The 14,532-nt window shown below is 73.1% G+C and carries 14 protein-coding genes; 1 reads left to right on the forward strand and 13 read right to left on the reverse strand.

Translation table 11 applies throughout. The features are described from left to right. The first annotated feature begins 7 nt into the window (after positions 1–7). Positions 8–625, forward strand: coding sequence for a class I SAM-dependent methyltransferase (locus BFL37_RS06965; RefSeq protein WP_086514417.1), 618 nt, complete (start codon positions 8–10; stop codon positions 623–625). A gap of 53 nt (positions 626–678) precedes the next feature. On the opposite strand, the gene dapF is transcribed toward BFL37_RS06965, so the two are convergent. From dapF to BFL37_RS07030, 13 genes are all read right to left on the reverse strand, one after another. Beyond that, entirely contained in the window at positions 679–1,557 is an 879-nt protein-coding gene (gene dapF, locus BFL37_RS06970; RefSeq protein ID WP_086514418.1) for a diaminopimelate epimerase, read from the reverse strand. A 9-nt stretch (positions 1,558–1,566) separates the two neighbouring features. Then, positions 1,567–2,490 (reverse strand): tRNA (adenosine(37)-N6)-dimethylallyltransferase MiaA, encoded by a 924-nt coding sequence (gene miaA, locus BFL37_RS06975; RefSeq protein ID WP_086514419.1) that lies wholly within the window; start codon positions 2,488–2,490, stop codon positions 1,567–1,569. After that, positions 2,487–4,061: a tRNA (N6-isopentenyl adenosine(37)-C2)-methylthiotransferase MiaB gene (gene miaB / locus BFL37_RS06980; RefSeq protein ID WP_086514420.1), complete on the reverse strand. Its 1,575-nt coding sequence runs from the start codon at positions 4,059–4,061 to the stop codon at positions 2,487–2,489. The genes miaA and miaB overlap by 4 nt, the downstream gene beginning before the upstream one ends. A gap of 50 nt (positions 4,062–4,111) precedes the next feature. Continuing rightward, a complete protein-coding gene (locus BFL37_RS14715; RefSeq protein ID WP_241533901.1) occupies positions 4,112–5,155 on the reverse strand; it encodes a regulatory protein RecX in 1,044 nt (347 codons plus the stop codon). Between the two features lie 120 nt (positions 5,156–5,275). Then, positions 5,276–6,364, reverse strand: a complete 1,089-nt coding sequence (gene recA, locus BFL37_RS06990; RefSeq protein WP_086514421.1) for a recombinase RecA — start codon at positions 6,362–6,364, stop codon at positions 5,276–5,278. A 265-nt stretch (positions 6,365–6,629) separates the two neighbouring features. Then, the gene (locus BFL37_RS06995; RefSeq protein ID WP_172403759.1) at positions 6,630–6,854 is read right to left on the reverse strand and encodes a DUF3046 domain-containing protein; all 225 of its coding nucleotides are present in this window, start codon (positions 6,852–6,854) and stop codon (positions 6,630–6,632) included. Between the two features lie 85 nt (positions 6,855–6,939). Further along, complete coding sequence (locus tag BFL37_RS07000) at positions 6,940–7,248, reverse strand: helix-turn-helix domain-containing protein (protein WP_043671362.1); 309 nt, start codon at positions 7,246–7,248, stop codon at positions 6,940–6,942. Between the two features lie 139 nt (positions 7,249–7,387). After that, positions 7,388–7,921, reverse strand: coding sequence for a CinA family protein (locus BFL37_RS07005; RefSeq protein WP_086514423.1), 534 nt, complete (start codon positions 7,919–7,921; stop codon positions 7,388–7,390). Then, complete coding sequence (gene pgsA / locus BFL37_RS07010; protein WP_086514424.1) at positions 7,918–8,547, reverse strand: CDP-diacylglycerol--glycerol-3-phosphate 3-phosphatidyltransferase; 630 nt, start codon at positions 8,545–8,547, stop codon at positions 7,918–7,920. The genes BFL37_RS07005 and pgsA overlap by 4 nt, the downstream gene beginning before the upstream one ends. 2 nt (positions 8,548–8,549) lie before the next feature. Beyond that, entirely contained in the window at positions 8,550–11,381 is a 2,832-nt protein-coding gene (locus tag BFL37_RS07015; protein ID WP_086514425.1) for an FtsK/SpoIIIE family DNA translocase, read from the reverse strand. A 77-nt stretch (positions 11,382–11,458) separates the two neighbouring features. After that, on the reverse strand, positions 11,459–12,691 hold the full coding sequence (locus BFL37_RS07020; RefSeq protein WP_086514426.1) for an ABC transporter permease: 1,233 nt from the start codon (positions 12,689–12,691) through the stop codon (positions 11,459–11,461). Then, positions 12,688–13,395, reverse strand: a complete 708-nt coding sequence (locus BFL37_RS07025; protein WP_086514427.1) for an ABC transporter ATP-binding protein — start codon at positions 13,393–13,395, stop codon at positions 12,688–12,690. The genes BFL37_RS07020 and BFL37_RS07025 overlap by 4 nt, the downstream gene beginning before the upstream one ends. Beyond that, positions 13,392–14,423, reverse strand: coding sequence for a hypothetical protein (locus BFL37_RS07030; protein WP_086514428.1), 1,032 nt, complete (start codon positions 14,421–14,423; stop codon positions 13,392–13,394). Before BFL37_RS07030 ends, BFL37_RS07025 begins: the two co-directional genes overlap by 4 nt. Between the last annotated feature and the right edge of the window lie 109 nt (positions 14,424–14,532).

The raw sequence follows: 14,532 nt of genomic DNA on the forward strand, positions 1-14,532 counted from the left end.
TCTCGGTATGGCCGACGCGCACTACTTCTCCTCGTCGCCGGCCGGCCCCCTGCGCACCCGCACGATCACGGTCGAGCTGGGCGGACGGACGGTCGACGTCGAGACCGCCGGCGGTGTCTTCAGCCCCGAGCACGTGGACCAGGGGACCCTGGTGCTGCTGCGCAACGTCCCGCAGCCCCCTGCCGAGGGGCATCTGCTGGACGTCGGCTGCGGCTGGGGTCCCGTGGCGCTCGATCTGGCGATGCGATCGCCGTCGGCCACCGTGTGGGCGGTCGACGTGAACGAGCGGGCGCTCGAGCTGACGCGGGCGAACGCCCGGTCCCTCGGTCTCGAGAACCTCAACGCCGTGCTGCCCGGGGATGTTCCCGTCGACCTCGCGTTCGCCACCGTGTGGTCGAACCCGCCCATCCGCGTCGGCAAGGAGGCGCTGCACGGCATCCTGCTCGACTGGATGCCGCGGCTCGCGCCTTCCGCGGACGCATGGCTCGTCGTGCAGCGGAACCTCGGCTCCGACTCGCTCCAGCGCTGGCTGACCGAGGCGCTGCCCGCGGATCTGGAGACGACCCGCGCCGCGTCCGACAAGGGATTCCGGGTGCTGCGGGTCCACCGCGGCGGGGACTCCTAGCCCGCTCTCCGCCGCGGCCGCCTCGGTCGCGGCGCCCGCTGGCGGGACGGGGATCAGGCGAGCGCGACGACCCCGTCGAACACCAGCTCCGCGGGTCCCGAGAGGCCGACGTGCTCGCCGTCCTCGGTGGGGAACATGCGCACGCCGAGCACGCCGCCGGAGACCTGCACGCGCCACTGGTGCGGTGCGGCGGCACCTGCCCAGTGACGGGTCGCGAGGGCGGCGGCCGCGGCGCCCGTCCCGCAGCTGAGCGTCTCGCCGCTGCCGCGTTCGTGCACGCGCATGGTGATGTGGCCGATGCCGTCCACGACGAGGGGGTCGGCGGGCACCACGAGCTCGACGTTCGCGCCGTCGGCGGGCTCGGGATCCAGCTGCGGCACGAACGCGAGGTCCGCCTCCGCCAGCTCGTCCTCGCTCGACAGCGCGACCACGACGTGCGGGTTGCCCACGTCGATGCCGAGACCGGGGCGGGCGACCTGGAGGTCCTTCGCGCGCACGAGCGGCTCGCCGCCCGCGAGCTCCCAGCGGCCGAGGTCGACCTGGAAGCCGGATCCGCTGCGCTGCACGTCGCGGACGCCGGCTCGGGTCCCGATGGGGACGGTCCGGCCCGGTGGCAGCTCGATGAGGCCGTTCTCGATGAGGAAGAGCGTGAAGACGCGGATGCCGTTGCCGCACATCTCGGCGGGGCTGCCGTCGACGTTGCGGTAGTCCATGAACCACTCGGCGGCCGGGTCCTCGTCGAGGGCGGCGCGGCCCTCGGGGATCCGGCTGGAGAGCACGGCGCGGATCGTGCCGTCGGCGCCGATGCCGAAGTGGCGGTCGCAGAGCGCCTGCACCTGCGTGTCGGTCAGGTCGATCTCGCCCGCGGGGTCCGCGAACAGCACGAAGTCGTTGCCCGTGCCCTGGCCCTTGGTGAACTGCAGGTCTGCCATCCCGCCAGCCTACGGGCGCGACGACGGGAGGGCGTCGAGCGCGTGCTCGAGCAGGCGGTCGTCCCGCGCGTCGAGACGCACGGCGTCGGCGTAGCGGCCGAACCACGAGACCTGGCGGCGGGCGTAGCGACGGGTGAGCGCGCGCGTCTCCTCGATCGCCTGCTCCTCGGTGAGGTCACCTGCGAGCTGCCGCGTCGCCTGCGCGTAGCCGATGGCGCGCGATGCGGTCACCCCGTCGCCGAGTCCGGCGGGCAGCAGGCCGGCGACCTCGTCCACCAGACCGTCGTCCCACATGCCGGACACGCGGGCGTCGAGCCGCGGCACGAGCTCCTCGCGTGGCAGCGTCAGCGCCAGGATCCGCGCCGGATGCCACGGGCGCGGCTCCGCTGACGCGCGCTCGGGCTGCGGGCCGGTCATCTCGACGACCTCCAGCGCGCGCACGAGGCGCCTCCCGTTGTGGGCGCCGATCCGCTCGGCGGCGGCCGGGTCGAGCTGGCGGAGCCTCCGGTGGAGCATGCCCGGGCCGGTCTCCGCGAGCTCCCGCTCCAGGCGCTGCCGGATCTCGGGGTCGGTGCCGGGGAAGTCGTAGTCGAAGAGCACCGACGAGACGTAGAGCCCGGATCCGCCGACGAGGATCGGGACCGCCCCGCGCTCGAGGATGCCGCCGATCGCGGCGCGCGCCTCCTCCTGGTAGGCGGCGACGGTCGCCTCCGCGGTCACGTCGAGGACGTCGAGCATGTGGTGCGGGACGCCGCGCCGCTCGGCCTCGGGGAGCTTGGCCGTGCCGATGTCCATGCCGCGGTACAGCTGCATGGCGTCGGCGTTGACCACCTCCGCCGCACGACCCTCCGCCCGGAACCGCTCGGCGATGTCGAGGGACAGCGCGGACTTGCCGGTGCCGGTGGCGCCGACGACCGCGACGACGGGCATCACGCGCGGTGGCGCGGGTGCCCGGACCCGTCGTCCGCGCTCGAGGGCACGCGGAGCGTGGGCAGCCCCAGTGACACCCGCGGCGTGGCGCCCGCGCTCGGCGCGGTCGCGGGAGCGGGCACACCGCAGGAGTCGGCCTGCGCGCGCTCCCACGCGTCGCCCGCGCGGGTGCGTCGGATGCGCAGCGGAGCCCGGTCGACCGAGTCGGCGATGAGGTGGAACGGCGCCGCCCGGGTGATCTCGACCTCGACCGCGTCGCCGGGGCGCGGCTCGCCGCTGCCCTCCGGGACGTCGAGGTGCACGAGGCGGCCGTCCTGCGCGCGCCCCGTGACCCTGCGCGTGTCGCCGTCCTTGCGGCCCTCGTGCGCGCTCACGAGCACCTCGACGGTGCGGCCGACGACGCGCTGGTTCTCCTCGTGGCTGATGCGCTCCTGCAGGGCGGTGAGGCGCCCGTAGCGCTCCTTCACGATGTCCGCGGGCACCTGCTGGTCCATGGTCGCGGCGGGCGTGCCGGGGCGGATCGAGTACTGGAACGTGAACGCCGACGAGAAGCGTGCGGCCTCGACGACGCGGAGGGTCTCCTGGAAGTCCTCCTCCGTCTCGCCGGGGAAGCCCACGATGATGTCGGTCGTGATCGCCGCGTCGGGGATGCGGGTGCGGACCCGGTCGAGGATCCCGAGGAATCGCTCGGACCGGTACGAGCGGCGCATGGCCTTGAGGATCCGGTCGGATCCCGACTGCAGCGGCATGTGCAGCTGCGGCATCACGGCCGGCGTCTCGGCCATCGCGTCGATGACGTCGTCGGTGAACGCGGCCGGGTGGGGGCTCGTGAAGCGGATCCGCTCCAGCCCCTCGATGGCGCCCGCGGCCCGCAGCAGCTTGCCGAACGCCTGCCGGTCGCCGAACTCGACGCCGTAGGAGTTCACGTTCTGGCCGAGCAGCGTGACCTCGACCGCGCCGTCGTCGACGAGGGCCTGGATCTCGGCGAGGATGTCGCCGGGCCGACGGTCCTTCTCCTTGCCGCGGAGCGCGGGGACGATGCAGAACGTGCAGGTGTTGTTGCACCCCACCGAGATGGAGACCCAGCCGCTCGCGATCTCGTCGCGCTTGGTGGGCAGCGTCGACGGGAACGTCTCGAGGCTCTCCAGGATCTCGAGCTGCGCCTCGCCGTTGTGCCGCGCGCGCTCCAGCAGGGTCGGCAGCGCGCCCATGTTGTGCGTGCCGAAGACGACGTCCACCCAGGGCGCCTTCTCGAGGACCGTCGCCCGGTCCTTCTGCGCGAGGCAGCCGCCCACCGCGATCTGCATGCCCTCGTGACGGCGCTTGACCCCCGCGAGGTGGCCGAGGTTGCCGTAGAGCTTGTTGTCCGCGTTCTCGCGGACGGCGCACGTGTTGATGACGACGATGTCGGCCTCGGCGCCCTCGGCGGAGACGTACCCGGCGGCCTCGAGCGAACCGGTGAGGCGCTCCGAGTCGTGGACGTTCATCTGGCAGCCGTAGGTGCGGACCTCGTACGTCCGAGGCCGGTCGGCTGCGGACGGGACGACGCGGACGTGCTCGGCGACGGTGCTCATGATGACTCGATCCTACGTGCGGGGACGCCTCCGACTGCCCCGGGACCGCGTCAGCGGAAGCGCACGCGGGACGAGCCGCGGCGGGTGGCGAGCGCGGCCTTCGCCGCATCCCGCACGACTGCTCCCCCGTATCCGCGACGCATGAGGAAGGAGGTGAGACGGCGATCCGCCGTCTCGTCGTCGTAGGACGAGAGCTGCCCCACCCGCTTCATCGCGACCTCGGTGGCGCGCGCGAGCTCGTCGTCGGGCTGCTCCGCCATGGCCTCCTCGATGACGAGGGGATCCAGCTTCCGGCGCCTCATCTCCATCTCCACCGATCGCCGGCCGAGGCCCTTCCGGTCGAGATGGGTGTGCAGGATCTGCTCCGCCAGCGCCGCCTCGTCGATGTACTGCAGGGACACGTACCTCGCGAGCGTCTCCTCCGCGATGTCCGGGTCGATCTCCGCTCCGTCGAGCACCTCGCGCGCCTCGGCGAGCGAGAGCCCACGGCCGCGCAGGCGGTTGGCGAGGACGTTGTCGGCACGACGGCGCTGGCGCTCGGGCGTGCGCTCGGCGGCACGCTCCTCCTCCGCCTCGGCCTCGCGGCGTTCGTCCTCGACGCGATCCTCCTCGAGCCGGATCATGTCCTGCCGGTACGCCTCGTCCTGCTCGGCCTTCGCGCGCGCCCGCTCGGCGCGCTCCTGCTCGGCCCGCCATGCGGCGGGGGTCGGATCCTCCGCGGGCGCGGGCGCATCCTCGGCCGGGAAAGGGGCATCCGCTCCCCCGGAGCCACGTGCCGCCCGGGCCTCGGCCTCCGCGAGCACGCGTCGCGCCTCCGCGATGCGCTCCTGCGCGGCCAGCGCACGGCCGGCCTCGGACTCGTCGACCGCCGCGCCGATCGTGACGATGCCGTCGACCTCGGTGACCGCGCGGCCCCGGGCGGGATGCGTCGGCTCGATCTCCGCCACCGGCGGCTCCTCGGCGGGCGGCGCCGGCTCGACGAGCGGGCGGGATGCCGCTCGGCGCGAACGCCGATCGGCGAGCGAGGCGACGGGCGCGATCTCGTCGGGTCCGGGACCCGTGCCCTGCTCGCCCTCGGAGGGGAATCTGACCATGGTGCTTCCGTCCTCAGGAGGCCCGTACCTGCGTCACGCGGGGTGCATGAGGTGCGATCGGGCCGGTGTCGTGCGGAGGCGGGGTGCGTCGCGGACGCACCCCGCCGAGTGAGCGCCGGCTCAGGCGCTCTTGCGTGCGGACGCCTTGGGCGCCGCGGCGGCGACGGGGGCCGGAGCCGTGTCGGCCGCGGCAGCGGCGTCGGCGTTCGGGTCCTTGACGAGGCCGAGCTTCACCTTGATCTTCTGCTCGATCTCGGCCGCGATCTCCGGGTTGTTCAGGAGGTGCTTGCGCGAGTTCTCCTTGCCCTGGCCCAGCTGGTCGCCGTCGTAGGTGTACCAGGCGCCGGACTTCCGGACGATCTCGTGCTCGACGCCGAAGTCGATGAGGCTGCCCTCGCGGGAGATGCCGGTGCCGTAGAGGATGTCGAACTCCGCCTGCTTGAAGGGCGGCGCCATCTTGTTCTTGACGACCTTCACGCGGGTGCGGTTGCCGACCGCGTCGGTGCCGTCCTTCAGGGTCTCGATGCGGCGGATGTCGAGGCGGACCGAGGCGTAGAACTTCAGCGCCTTGCCACCCGCGGTGGTCTCCGGGCTGCCGAAGAACACGCCGATCTTCTCGCGCAGCTGGTTGATGAAGATCATCGTGGTCTGCGTCTGGTTGAGCCCACCGGTGAGCTTGCGGAGCGCCTGCGACATGAGCCGCGCCTGGAGGCCGACGTGGGAGTCGCCCATCTCGCCCTCGATCTCGGCACGCGGCACGAGCGCCGCGACGGAGTCGATGACGACGAGGTCGATGGACCCGGAGCGCACGAGCATGTCGGCGATCTCGAGGGCCTGCTCACCCGTGTCCGGCTGGGACACGAGGAGGGCGTCGATGTCGACGCCGAGCTTCTTGGCGTACTCGGGGTCGAGCGCGTGCTCCGCGTCGATGAACGCCGCGATGCCGCCGGCGCGCTGCGCGTTGGCGATGGCGTGCAGCGTCAGCGTGGTCTTTCCCGAAGACTCCGGGCCGTAGATCTCGACGATGCGGCCGCGCGGGAGCCCGCCGATGCCGAGGGCCACGTCCAACGCGACGGAGCCGGTGGGGATGACGGCGACGGGCGCGCGCTCGTCGCTGCCCAGTCGCATGACCGAGCCCTTGCCGAACTGCCGGTCGATCTGGGCGAGAGCGGTCTCGAGGGACTTCTCGCGGTCTGCCGATGATGCCATGGGGTGCTCCTCGTGTCGAAGGTGGGTTGCCTGCAGGCTGTCGCTCCGCTCCCGCTGGCCGCGGGGTCCGGTGCCGACAAGGCGACGGGTGATCTCCGCGAGGTGCACGTTATGCGGCGGCGCCGACATCGCTGCCGGCGGGGCCGGACCTGTGCAGTCCGCGCTTCGAATCGCTCCTGTGGGGAGACTACGCGCGTTCGAAGGGATATTCGAACGGCGCGCCGCGTGTCGTGCCCGGATCCGAGCGCGCCTCGAGCGGGCGGCGTCAGATGCGCGGCTCGGGGACCCCGGCGCCGTTCCAGCGCGAGCGCGGCACGTCCTGCGCACGGCACAGGGCGAGCCAGACCTCGCGGGCCGGCGTGCCGTCCTTCAGCGCCTGCGCGGACGTGCGGCCGCCGAGCTCGCCGAGCACGAGGTCCGCGACGAGCACCGGCCCGTAGCCGGCGCCGAACTCGTCGGAGACGGCCCGCTGGAACTCGCTCAGTCGCATGGCGGCCACGCTACCCGCTGCCGCCTGGACGACGACGCCCCGCCCGTCGCGAGGACGGGCGGGGCGGGAGGCCGTGCGGAGGGGATCAGCGCGCGACGAGGTCGCTGTCGAAGCCGGCGACGAGGTCGTCCGGGATGGTGTCGGGGATGGGGTTGAGGCCCTCGATGACGGCGAGGCGGTCGCCGACCTCGCGCATGATGACGGAGATGGGGGTGTCGAGGGCCTCCGCGACGGACGCGAGGATCTCGCTCGAGGCCTCCTTCTGGCCCCGCTCGACCTCGCTGAGGTAGCCGAGCGCGACGCTGGCCTTGCTGGCGACCTGACGGAGCGTGCGCCCCTTCTGCAGGCGGAAGTCCCGAAGGACGTCGCCGATCTCCTGACGGACTAGAACCACGGGAGCCTCCTCGTTGCGCCTGGTGCCTGATCGAACCGGAGGTCCGGGGCTGATGGGTGAGCATCTGGCCGAGGACTCAGGCTAAGCAGGGGCACTGGGCATTGCTTGTGAACGTGATTACGACAACGCGGGATCCGCATCAGATGTTCCCGGCGGGATCCAGGGCCTCGACGAGCGCCACGAGGGCCTCGTGCACGACCCCGGCGCGGACCGCCTGGCGGTCCCCGTCGAGGTGCAGGGCGATGGCGCGGGAGTCGCCGTCGATGGACAGGCCGACGAAGGCCGTGCCCGGCTTCTGGCCGTCCTGGGGGTCCGGGCCCGCGGCGCCCGTCGTGGAGACGCCGATGTCCGCGGGGCGACCGTCGATGGCGCACGCCTGGCGCACGCCCCTGGCCATCTGCCGGGCGACGTCCGGGTGGACCGCGCCGTGCACCGCGAGGATCGAGGACTCGACGCCGAGGATCGTGCGCTTGAGGGCCGTGTCGTAGGAGACGATGCCGCCGAGGAGGGCGCGTGACGCGCCGGGGACGCCCACGAGGACCGCCGTCAGCAGGCCGCCGGTGAGCGACTCGGCCACGGCTATGCGGCGGCCGCTCGCGACGAGGGCGACGATCACGCGCTCGGCCAGCTGCTCGTCGGTCACGTCGTCGGGGACGTCGGCGGCGGCGCTCACGAGGCGCGCTCCGCCCGCAGGGCCTGGCGCATGTAGTCGAGGCCGGAGAGGACCGTGAGGACGAAGGCGATCGACATGAGCACCGTGTTGACGACGTGCATCCCGTCCCCCACCACGTCCCACAGCGGGAGCAGCGCGACGCTGATCGCGACGGCCTGCGCCACGGTCTTGAGCTTGCCCCCGCGGGAGGCGGCCACGACGCGGTCGCGCAGGACCGCGAAGCGGTACGCCGTGATGCCGAGCTCGCGCACGAGGATCACGATGGTGACCCACCACGGCAGCTCGCCGAGCACGGAGAGCATCACGAGCGCGGCGCCCGTGAGCACCTTGTCGGCGATGGGGTCGAGGAGCTTGCCGAGGTCGGTCACCAGGTTGCGGCTGCGGGCGATGTGCCCGTCGATGCCGTCGGTCGCGATCGCCACGATGAACAGCGCCGCGGCTGCGTAGCGGAGCGCGCCGTCGTCGCCGTCGTCCGCGACGAGGAGGACGACGAAGACGGGGGCGAGCAGGATCCGCACGATCGTGAGGACGTTGGCGACGTTCCACGGGCTCGCCGGGGAGTCGCCCGCCCGCCAGACGCGCGGTGCCCCGGTGCCGGCCGCGCCGGACGCGCTCCGCTCGGCCATCGTCAGTCCCTGCCCGTCAGGCCCCAGGCGTCGTCGTCGCCCTCGGCCTCCACCTGCTCGTACGCGTCCAGGTCCTTGTGCAGCGGATCCGACGGGTAGCGGTCCGCCTCGTCCGCGTCCACGACGGGCGGCGCAGCTGCCGGGGCAGCCGGAGCCGAGGCGGCCGGCGTCTCGCCGCGCAGCGTAGCCAGGACGCCGGGCAGCTGCTCCGCCGAGACGAGCACGTCGCGTGCCTTGGATCCCTCGGACGGGCCGACGATCTCCCGCGCCTCGAGGAGGTCCATGAGGCGGCCGGCCTTCGCGAACCCGACGCGCAGCTTCCGCTGCAGCATGGACGTGGATCCGAACTGCGTGCTGACCACGAGCTCGGCGGCCGCGAGGAGCACCTCGAGGTCGTCGCCGATGTCCGCGTCGATCTCCTTCTTCTCGGCCGCGACGGCGACGTCCTGCCGGTACTCGGGGCGGGCCTGGCGCGTCACGTGCTCGACCACCTTGGCGATCTCGGCCTCCTGGACCCACGCGCCCTGCACGCGGACGGCCTTGTTGGCGCCCATGGGGAGGAAGAGGCCGTCGCCCTGGCCGATGAGCTTGTCGGCGCCCGGCTGGTCGAGGATGACGCGGGAGTCCGTCATGCTCGACACCGCGAACGCGAGGCGCGACGGCACGTTGGCCTTGATGAGGCCGGTGACGACGTCGACGGACGGGCGCTGCGTGGCGAGCACCAGGTGGATGCCGGCCGCGCGCGCGAGCTGCGTGATGCGGACGATCGAGTCCTCCACGTCGCGCGGCGCGACCATCATGAGGTCGGCGAGCTCGTCGACCACCACGAGGAGGTAGGGGTACGTGCGCAGCGTCCGCTCGCTGCCCTCGGGGAGCACGATGGACCCGCTCGTGACGGCCTTGTTGAAGTCGTCGATGTGGCGGAAGCCGAAGCTGGCGAGGTCGTCGTACCTCATGTCCATCTCCTTCACCACCCACTGCAGCGCCTCGGCCGCCTTCTTCGGGTTGGTGATGATGGGCGTGATGAGGTGCGGCACGCCCGCGTAGATGGTGAGCTCCACGCGCTTGGGGTCGATGAGCACCATGCGCACGTCGCTCGGCTTCGCGCGCATGAGGAGCGAGGTGATCATCGAGTTGACGAAGCTCGACTTGCCCGAGCCCGTGGATCCCGCCACCAGGAGGTGGGGCATCTTGGCGAGGTTCGCGATGACGTAGCCGCCCTCGACGTCCTTGCCGACGCCGATGGTCATCGGGTGCGCGCTGTTCGTCGCGGCCGACGACCGGAGCACGTCGCCGAGGGAGACGATCTCGCGGTCGGTGTTCGGGATCTCCACGCCGATGGCGCTGCGGCCCGGGATGGGCGAGAGGATGCGGACCTCGTTGGAGGCGACCGCGTAGCTGATGTTCTTCGCGAGCGCCGTGACGCGCTCCACCTTCACACCGGGCGCGAGCTCGAGCTCGTAGCGGGTGACGGTCGGGCCGCGCGAGAAGCCCGTGACGGTGGCGTCGACCTGGAAGTTGGTGAGCACCTCGGTGAGCGCGCGCACCACCTCGTCGTTGACCGACGAGCGGGACTTCGCCGGCGTCCCGGGCGACAGCGTGCTCGCGGCGGGGAGGCGGTAGGGCGCCTGCGGGGTGTCCGACTCCCCCGTGACGACGGCCGCGTCGGAGCCGTCGTCCTCGAAGCCGGGGAGGACGGCGGGCTCGTCGTCGTCGCGGATGCCGGTGGGGTGCACGGGGACGGAGGGGAGGATCGCGGTCGCGGTTGCGTCGACGGGGGCGTCGAGGTCGATGCGGCGGGTCGCGGCGTCGTCGCCCGCGAAGGAGCCGGGCTCGGGGCGGGAGGCGTCGGGGTCCACCGTGCGGTCGATGACGGTCGTGGGGGCCTCCGCGGCCGCGCGGGCGGGCTCGTCGTCGGATCCCGCGTGCGGCGCGAGGACGGGGCTGTCGAAGGCGGGCGCGTCCTCGCGCTGGCTGCGGTTGCGGCGCCACCACGGGAGGCTGTCGGTGTCGACGGGGCCCTCGTCGTCCAGCCCGTCGAGCTCGACCTGCTCGGTCGCCTGCGCCTTGCGGGCCGCGCGGTCGGCGGCGCGCTGCTCCTCGTCCACGGGCGGGGCGCCGAAGAGGTACGAGTACAGCTCGCGGAGCCGCATGCCGACGCGGTTCGGCGGCGTGCGCGTGATGATGAAGAGGGAGAGCACCAGCAGGATCCCGGCCACGATGCCCGCGCCGATCGGCGTGATGAGCAGGGACAGGGGCGCCGCGAGCACCCAGCCGAGGACGCCGCCGGCGCGGGCCAGCGCGAGCATGCCGTCCCGCGGATCCGGCGCCCCGTTGAAGATGTGGCAGAGCGCGGCGATGGAGACGAGGAAGAGCGAGACGCCCACGCCGATGCGCCCGTTGTCGCTCACCGAGGACGGGTGCCGGAAGAGCCAGAGCGCGAGCAGCACCATCACGATGGGCAGCGCGAACGCGACGCGGCCGAACAGCCCGCCGAACGTGTACGCGTCGAAGGCCATGGCCACGTCGTTCAGCGGGTTGAACCACTCGACGACGACGCCCGCGATCGCGAGCACCACGAGGAGGAAGGGGATGCCGTCGCGGCGCTCCTCCTTCGCGAGCTTCTCGGGTCCGAGGGCTCGGAACAGCGCGCCGGTGGCGTGCGCGAGGCCCATCCACGCGGCGACGAGCGGGCCGCGCCGCTCGCCCTGGACGGGGTAGGCGACGGTCTGCTGCTTCGTCTCGGCGGCACGCCCCTTGCGCGGGGGCGTGGCGCGCGGCGCGCCCGAGGAGGTCTTACCGGCGCGGCTGGTCGACCTGGTGCTCGTAGCCATGCGACCCACGTTATCCCGCACCGCCGTCGCGGGCGGTCCGCCGGGCCGGGCGCGACCCTCACCGCCCGGCGGGGACATCAGTACCGGATCGCGTCGATGACGGACACGCGGACGGCCACCAGGGCGGGCAGCAGACCCGCGATCGCGCCGACGGCGAGCGACGCGCCGAGCCCGAGGAGCGCCGCCGAGAGCGGGAACGGCGGGAACTCAGTGACGCCCGAGGCGACGAACGACAGGATCCACGGGTTCTTCACGATCGCGACCGCGGCCATGACCCCCACGACACCCGCGGCCACCGTCGCGACGACGCTCTCCATCATCACCGCGAAGAACACGCGGCCCGCGCTGGCGCCGAAGCTGCGCCGGACGCCTATCTCGCGGATCCGCTGCTTCACGGTCACGAGCGAGATGTTCACGAGGCCGAGGGCGCCCAGGAGGAGGACGAGTCCCGCCACTCCCCCGACGAGGATCTTCAGCGCGAGCAGCGGGTCGTAGTCATAGGTGCCGTAGTCGGCACGGCCGACACCCGCCTGCACGCCCTCAGGCGCCGAGGCCGCGATGTCGGACTGGATGGCGGCGGAGAGCCCATCGGCCTCCGCCTCCGGCACCCACAGCTCCATCTGCGGCTGCATCGCGGCGAGCGCCTCCGGTCCGAGGAGCCGCTCGGCGGTGGAGGACAGCACGATCATCGACGGATCCTCCCCCGAGTAGAGGTCCGGCACCACGCCCACGACGACGCCCGTCTGCTCGCCCTGCTCCCCCTGCAGCACGACCGTGGGGTGGGCGGCGACGTCGGACGCGCCGAGCCGGGCGAGGAACGCCCGGTTCACGACGAGGGTGGGCGCGAGGAGCTCCGCGTCGCGATCGTCGAACCAGCGGCCCTCGATCACGTCGACGCGGCGCATCTCGCCGTAGTCGGGATCCACCACGGTCGCGTAGACCTCCACGGTGCCGCCGGGCAGCTCGACCGGGAACGGTGCGGAGCCGATGACGGTCGACCACGTGATGCCGTACCGGTCGGCGACCTCCGCGAGGAGCGCGCGCTGGTCGGCGTACGCCATCCCCGCGCCCGTCTCGGAGTACATCGACACCGACAGCGACGCGGGACGCCCCGACTGCCGCTCCATCTGCTCGGTCTGCGCCTGCTGCACCACGCCGCCGAGGCCGACGACGGAGGTGAGGGCGGTGACCGCGACCGCGACGCCGATCAGGGAGAGGAGGACCCGCGTGCGGTGGATCCGCAGCTCCGCCCACGCCTCGACGACCGCGCCGACGAGGCCCGTGGCCGCGCGGGAGAGCCCGCCGCTCACGCGAGGACCCCGCGGGTGAGCGCCTCGGCCGGCGCGAGCACGCCCGCCTCGAGACGGTGGTGCCGGTCCGCGCGCGCGGCGACGGTCGGGTCGTGCGTGATCGTGACCAGCGCCGCGCCCGACGCGTGCGCGACCTCGGCGAGCAGGGTCATCACGGTGGCACCGGTCTCGATGTCGAGGGCGCCCGTCGGCTCGTCCGCGAGGATCAGCCGCGGCGAGCGCACCAAGGCTCGGGCGATCGCGACGCGCTGCTGCTCCCCGCCGGACAGCGTCTCCGGCATGGAGTCGATCCGGTGGCCGAGGCCCACGCGCTCGAGCATGTCCGCCGCGATCGATGCGCGCCGCCAGAACGTGCGGCCGGTCGAGTACAGCAGCGGCGTCATCACGTTCTCGCGCGCCGTGCGGCCCTGGAGCAGGTTGAACTGCTGGAAGATGAAGCCGATGTCGCCACCCCGGGCTCGGTCGCGCCGGGACCCGGACACGCGCGCCATCGGCACGTCGTCGAGGTGCACCTCGCCGGTGGTGGGGGTGTCGAGCAGGCCGAGGATGTTCAGCAGCGTCGACTTGCCGGATCCGGAGCGGCCCACGATCGAGACGTGGTCGCCGACCGAGACGTCGAGGTCCACGCCGTGCAGGATCGTGAGCGGCTCGTCGTCCGGACGCTCGACCGTGCGGGTCACCTGCTCCAGGCGGATGAGGCTCATCCGCCGTACCCGCCCGGCATCGTCACGGCCTCCTCCTCGGGAGCGGGCGCGCCCGGCACGAACTCGAGCACCATGTCGCCCTCCGCGAGGCCCGAGGTGATCTGCACGACCTTCCCGTCGCTGATGCCGAGGCCGACCGCGCGCTCCTCCGGCTCGCCGCCGTCCGACGCGAGCCAGACGTTGCCCGTGTCGGCGAGGCCCTCCACGGCGGTCGTCGGGAGCGTCAGCACGTCCGGCGCCTCGCCCGCGGGGATCGTGATCTCGGCCGCGAGGCCGGGGAAGACGCGCGTCCCTGCGGGCACGGCGCAGGAGACGGTGGCGCCCGTGGATGCGGACTCCGCCGCTCCGTCCGACCCGGCGGACCCGCCGTCGCCCGCCGCGCCGGTGGCGCCGGAACCGCTCGCCGCGGCCTGCTGGCCGATCCGCAGCTCCCCGCACTCGAACGGCGCCGGGCCCGAGGCGATGGCGACCTTCGCGGACGACGGCTGCGTGACGAGCCGGTACTGCTCCTCCGCGGTGAGCGGGGCGGTCGCGCGGAAGGTGGGCGGCGCGATCCGGCCGACCGCGTCGCCCACGGCGACCTCCTGGCCGACGAGCACGCCGAGCTCCGCGAGGGATCCGGCGGCGGACGCCGTGACCGTCTCCGTGACCACCTTCGGCTTCGGCTGGGTGACCGTGCCGTCCGCGGCGACCACCGGATCCACCGGCGTCTCCTGGCGGATGACGAGGATCGGGTCGCCGGCCGCGAGCGTGGCGCCCTGTCCGGCGACGAGCTTGGAGACCTTCCCCTGCAGCGTCGCCTTCACGGTCACGTCAGGATCCGGCTGGATGCTGCCCTTCACCGTCACGTCGTTGACCACCGTCGCGATGGACGCCGGCACCTGCGACACGACGACTGAGCCGGTCGGCACCTCGGAGGCCTCCTCGGCCGTCGTCCCGAAGAACGCCATCCGCACGAGGGCCACCGCGATGGCGGCCAGGACCACGAGCCTCGTGATCGGGAGGATCCATCTCCGCCAGATGCCCACGGCCGCTCCTTCCCCGGCGGTCCCCAGCGGCCCGTCCGGTCGCCTCCGACGCTAGGGGCGGGGCCCGGCGCGGCGGGTCGTCCGCGCGGATGACATGCGCACCCCCGAC

This window comes from Clavibacter michiganensis (assembly GCF_002151125.1).
Taxonomy (GTDB): Bacteria; Actinomycetota; Actinomycetes; order Actinomycetales; family Microbacteriaceae; genus Clavibacter; species Clavibacter michiganensis_C.

What these genes read in the sequence shown, in the direction of transcription:
- BFL37_RS07025 (WP_086514427.1), bottom strand. Translation starts at nt 13,395, where the DNA reads ATGAGCCTCATCCGCCTGGAGCAGGTGACCCGCACGGTCGAGCGTCCG.
- BFL37_RS07015 (WP_086514425.1), bottom strand. Translation starts at nt 11,381, where the DNA reads ATGGCTACGAGCACCAGGTCGACCAGCCGCGCCGGTAAGACCTCCTCG.
- BFL37_RS14715 (WP_241533901.1), bottom strand. Translation starts at nt 5,155, where the DNA reads ATGGTCAGATTCCCCTCCGAGGGCGAGCAGGGCACGGGTCCCGGACCC.
- miaB (WP_086514420.1), bottom strand. Translation starts at nt 4,061, where the DNA reads ATGAGCACCGTCGCCGAGCACGTCCGCGTCGTCCCGTCCGCAGCCGAC.
- recA (WP_086514421.1), bottom strand. Translation starts at nt 6,364, where the DNA reads ATGGCATCATCGGCAGACCGCGAGAAGTCCCTCGAGACCGCTCTCGCC.
- BFL37_RS06965 (WP_086514417.1), top strand. Translation starts at nt 8, where the DNA reads ATGGCCGACGCGCACTACTTCTCCTCGTCGCCGGCCGGCCCCCTGCGC.
- dapF (WP_086514418.1), bottom strand. Translation starts at nt 1,557, where the DNA reads ATGGCAGACCTGCAGTTCACCAAGGGCCAGGGCACGGGCAACGACTTC.
- BFL37_RS06995 (WP_172403759.1), bottom strand. Translation starts at nt 6,854, where the DNA reads ATGCGACTGAGCGAGTTCCAGCGGGCCGTCTCCGACGAGTTCGGCGCC.
- pgsA (WP_086514424.1), bottom strand. Translation starts at nt 8,547, where the DNA reads ATGGCCGAGCGGAGCGCGTCCGGCGCGGCCGGCACCGGGGCACCGCGC.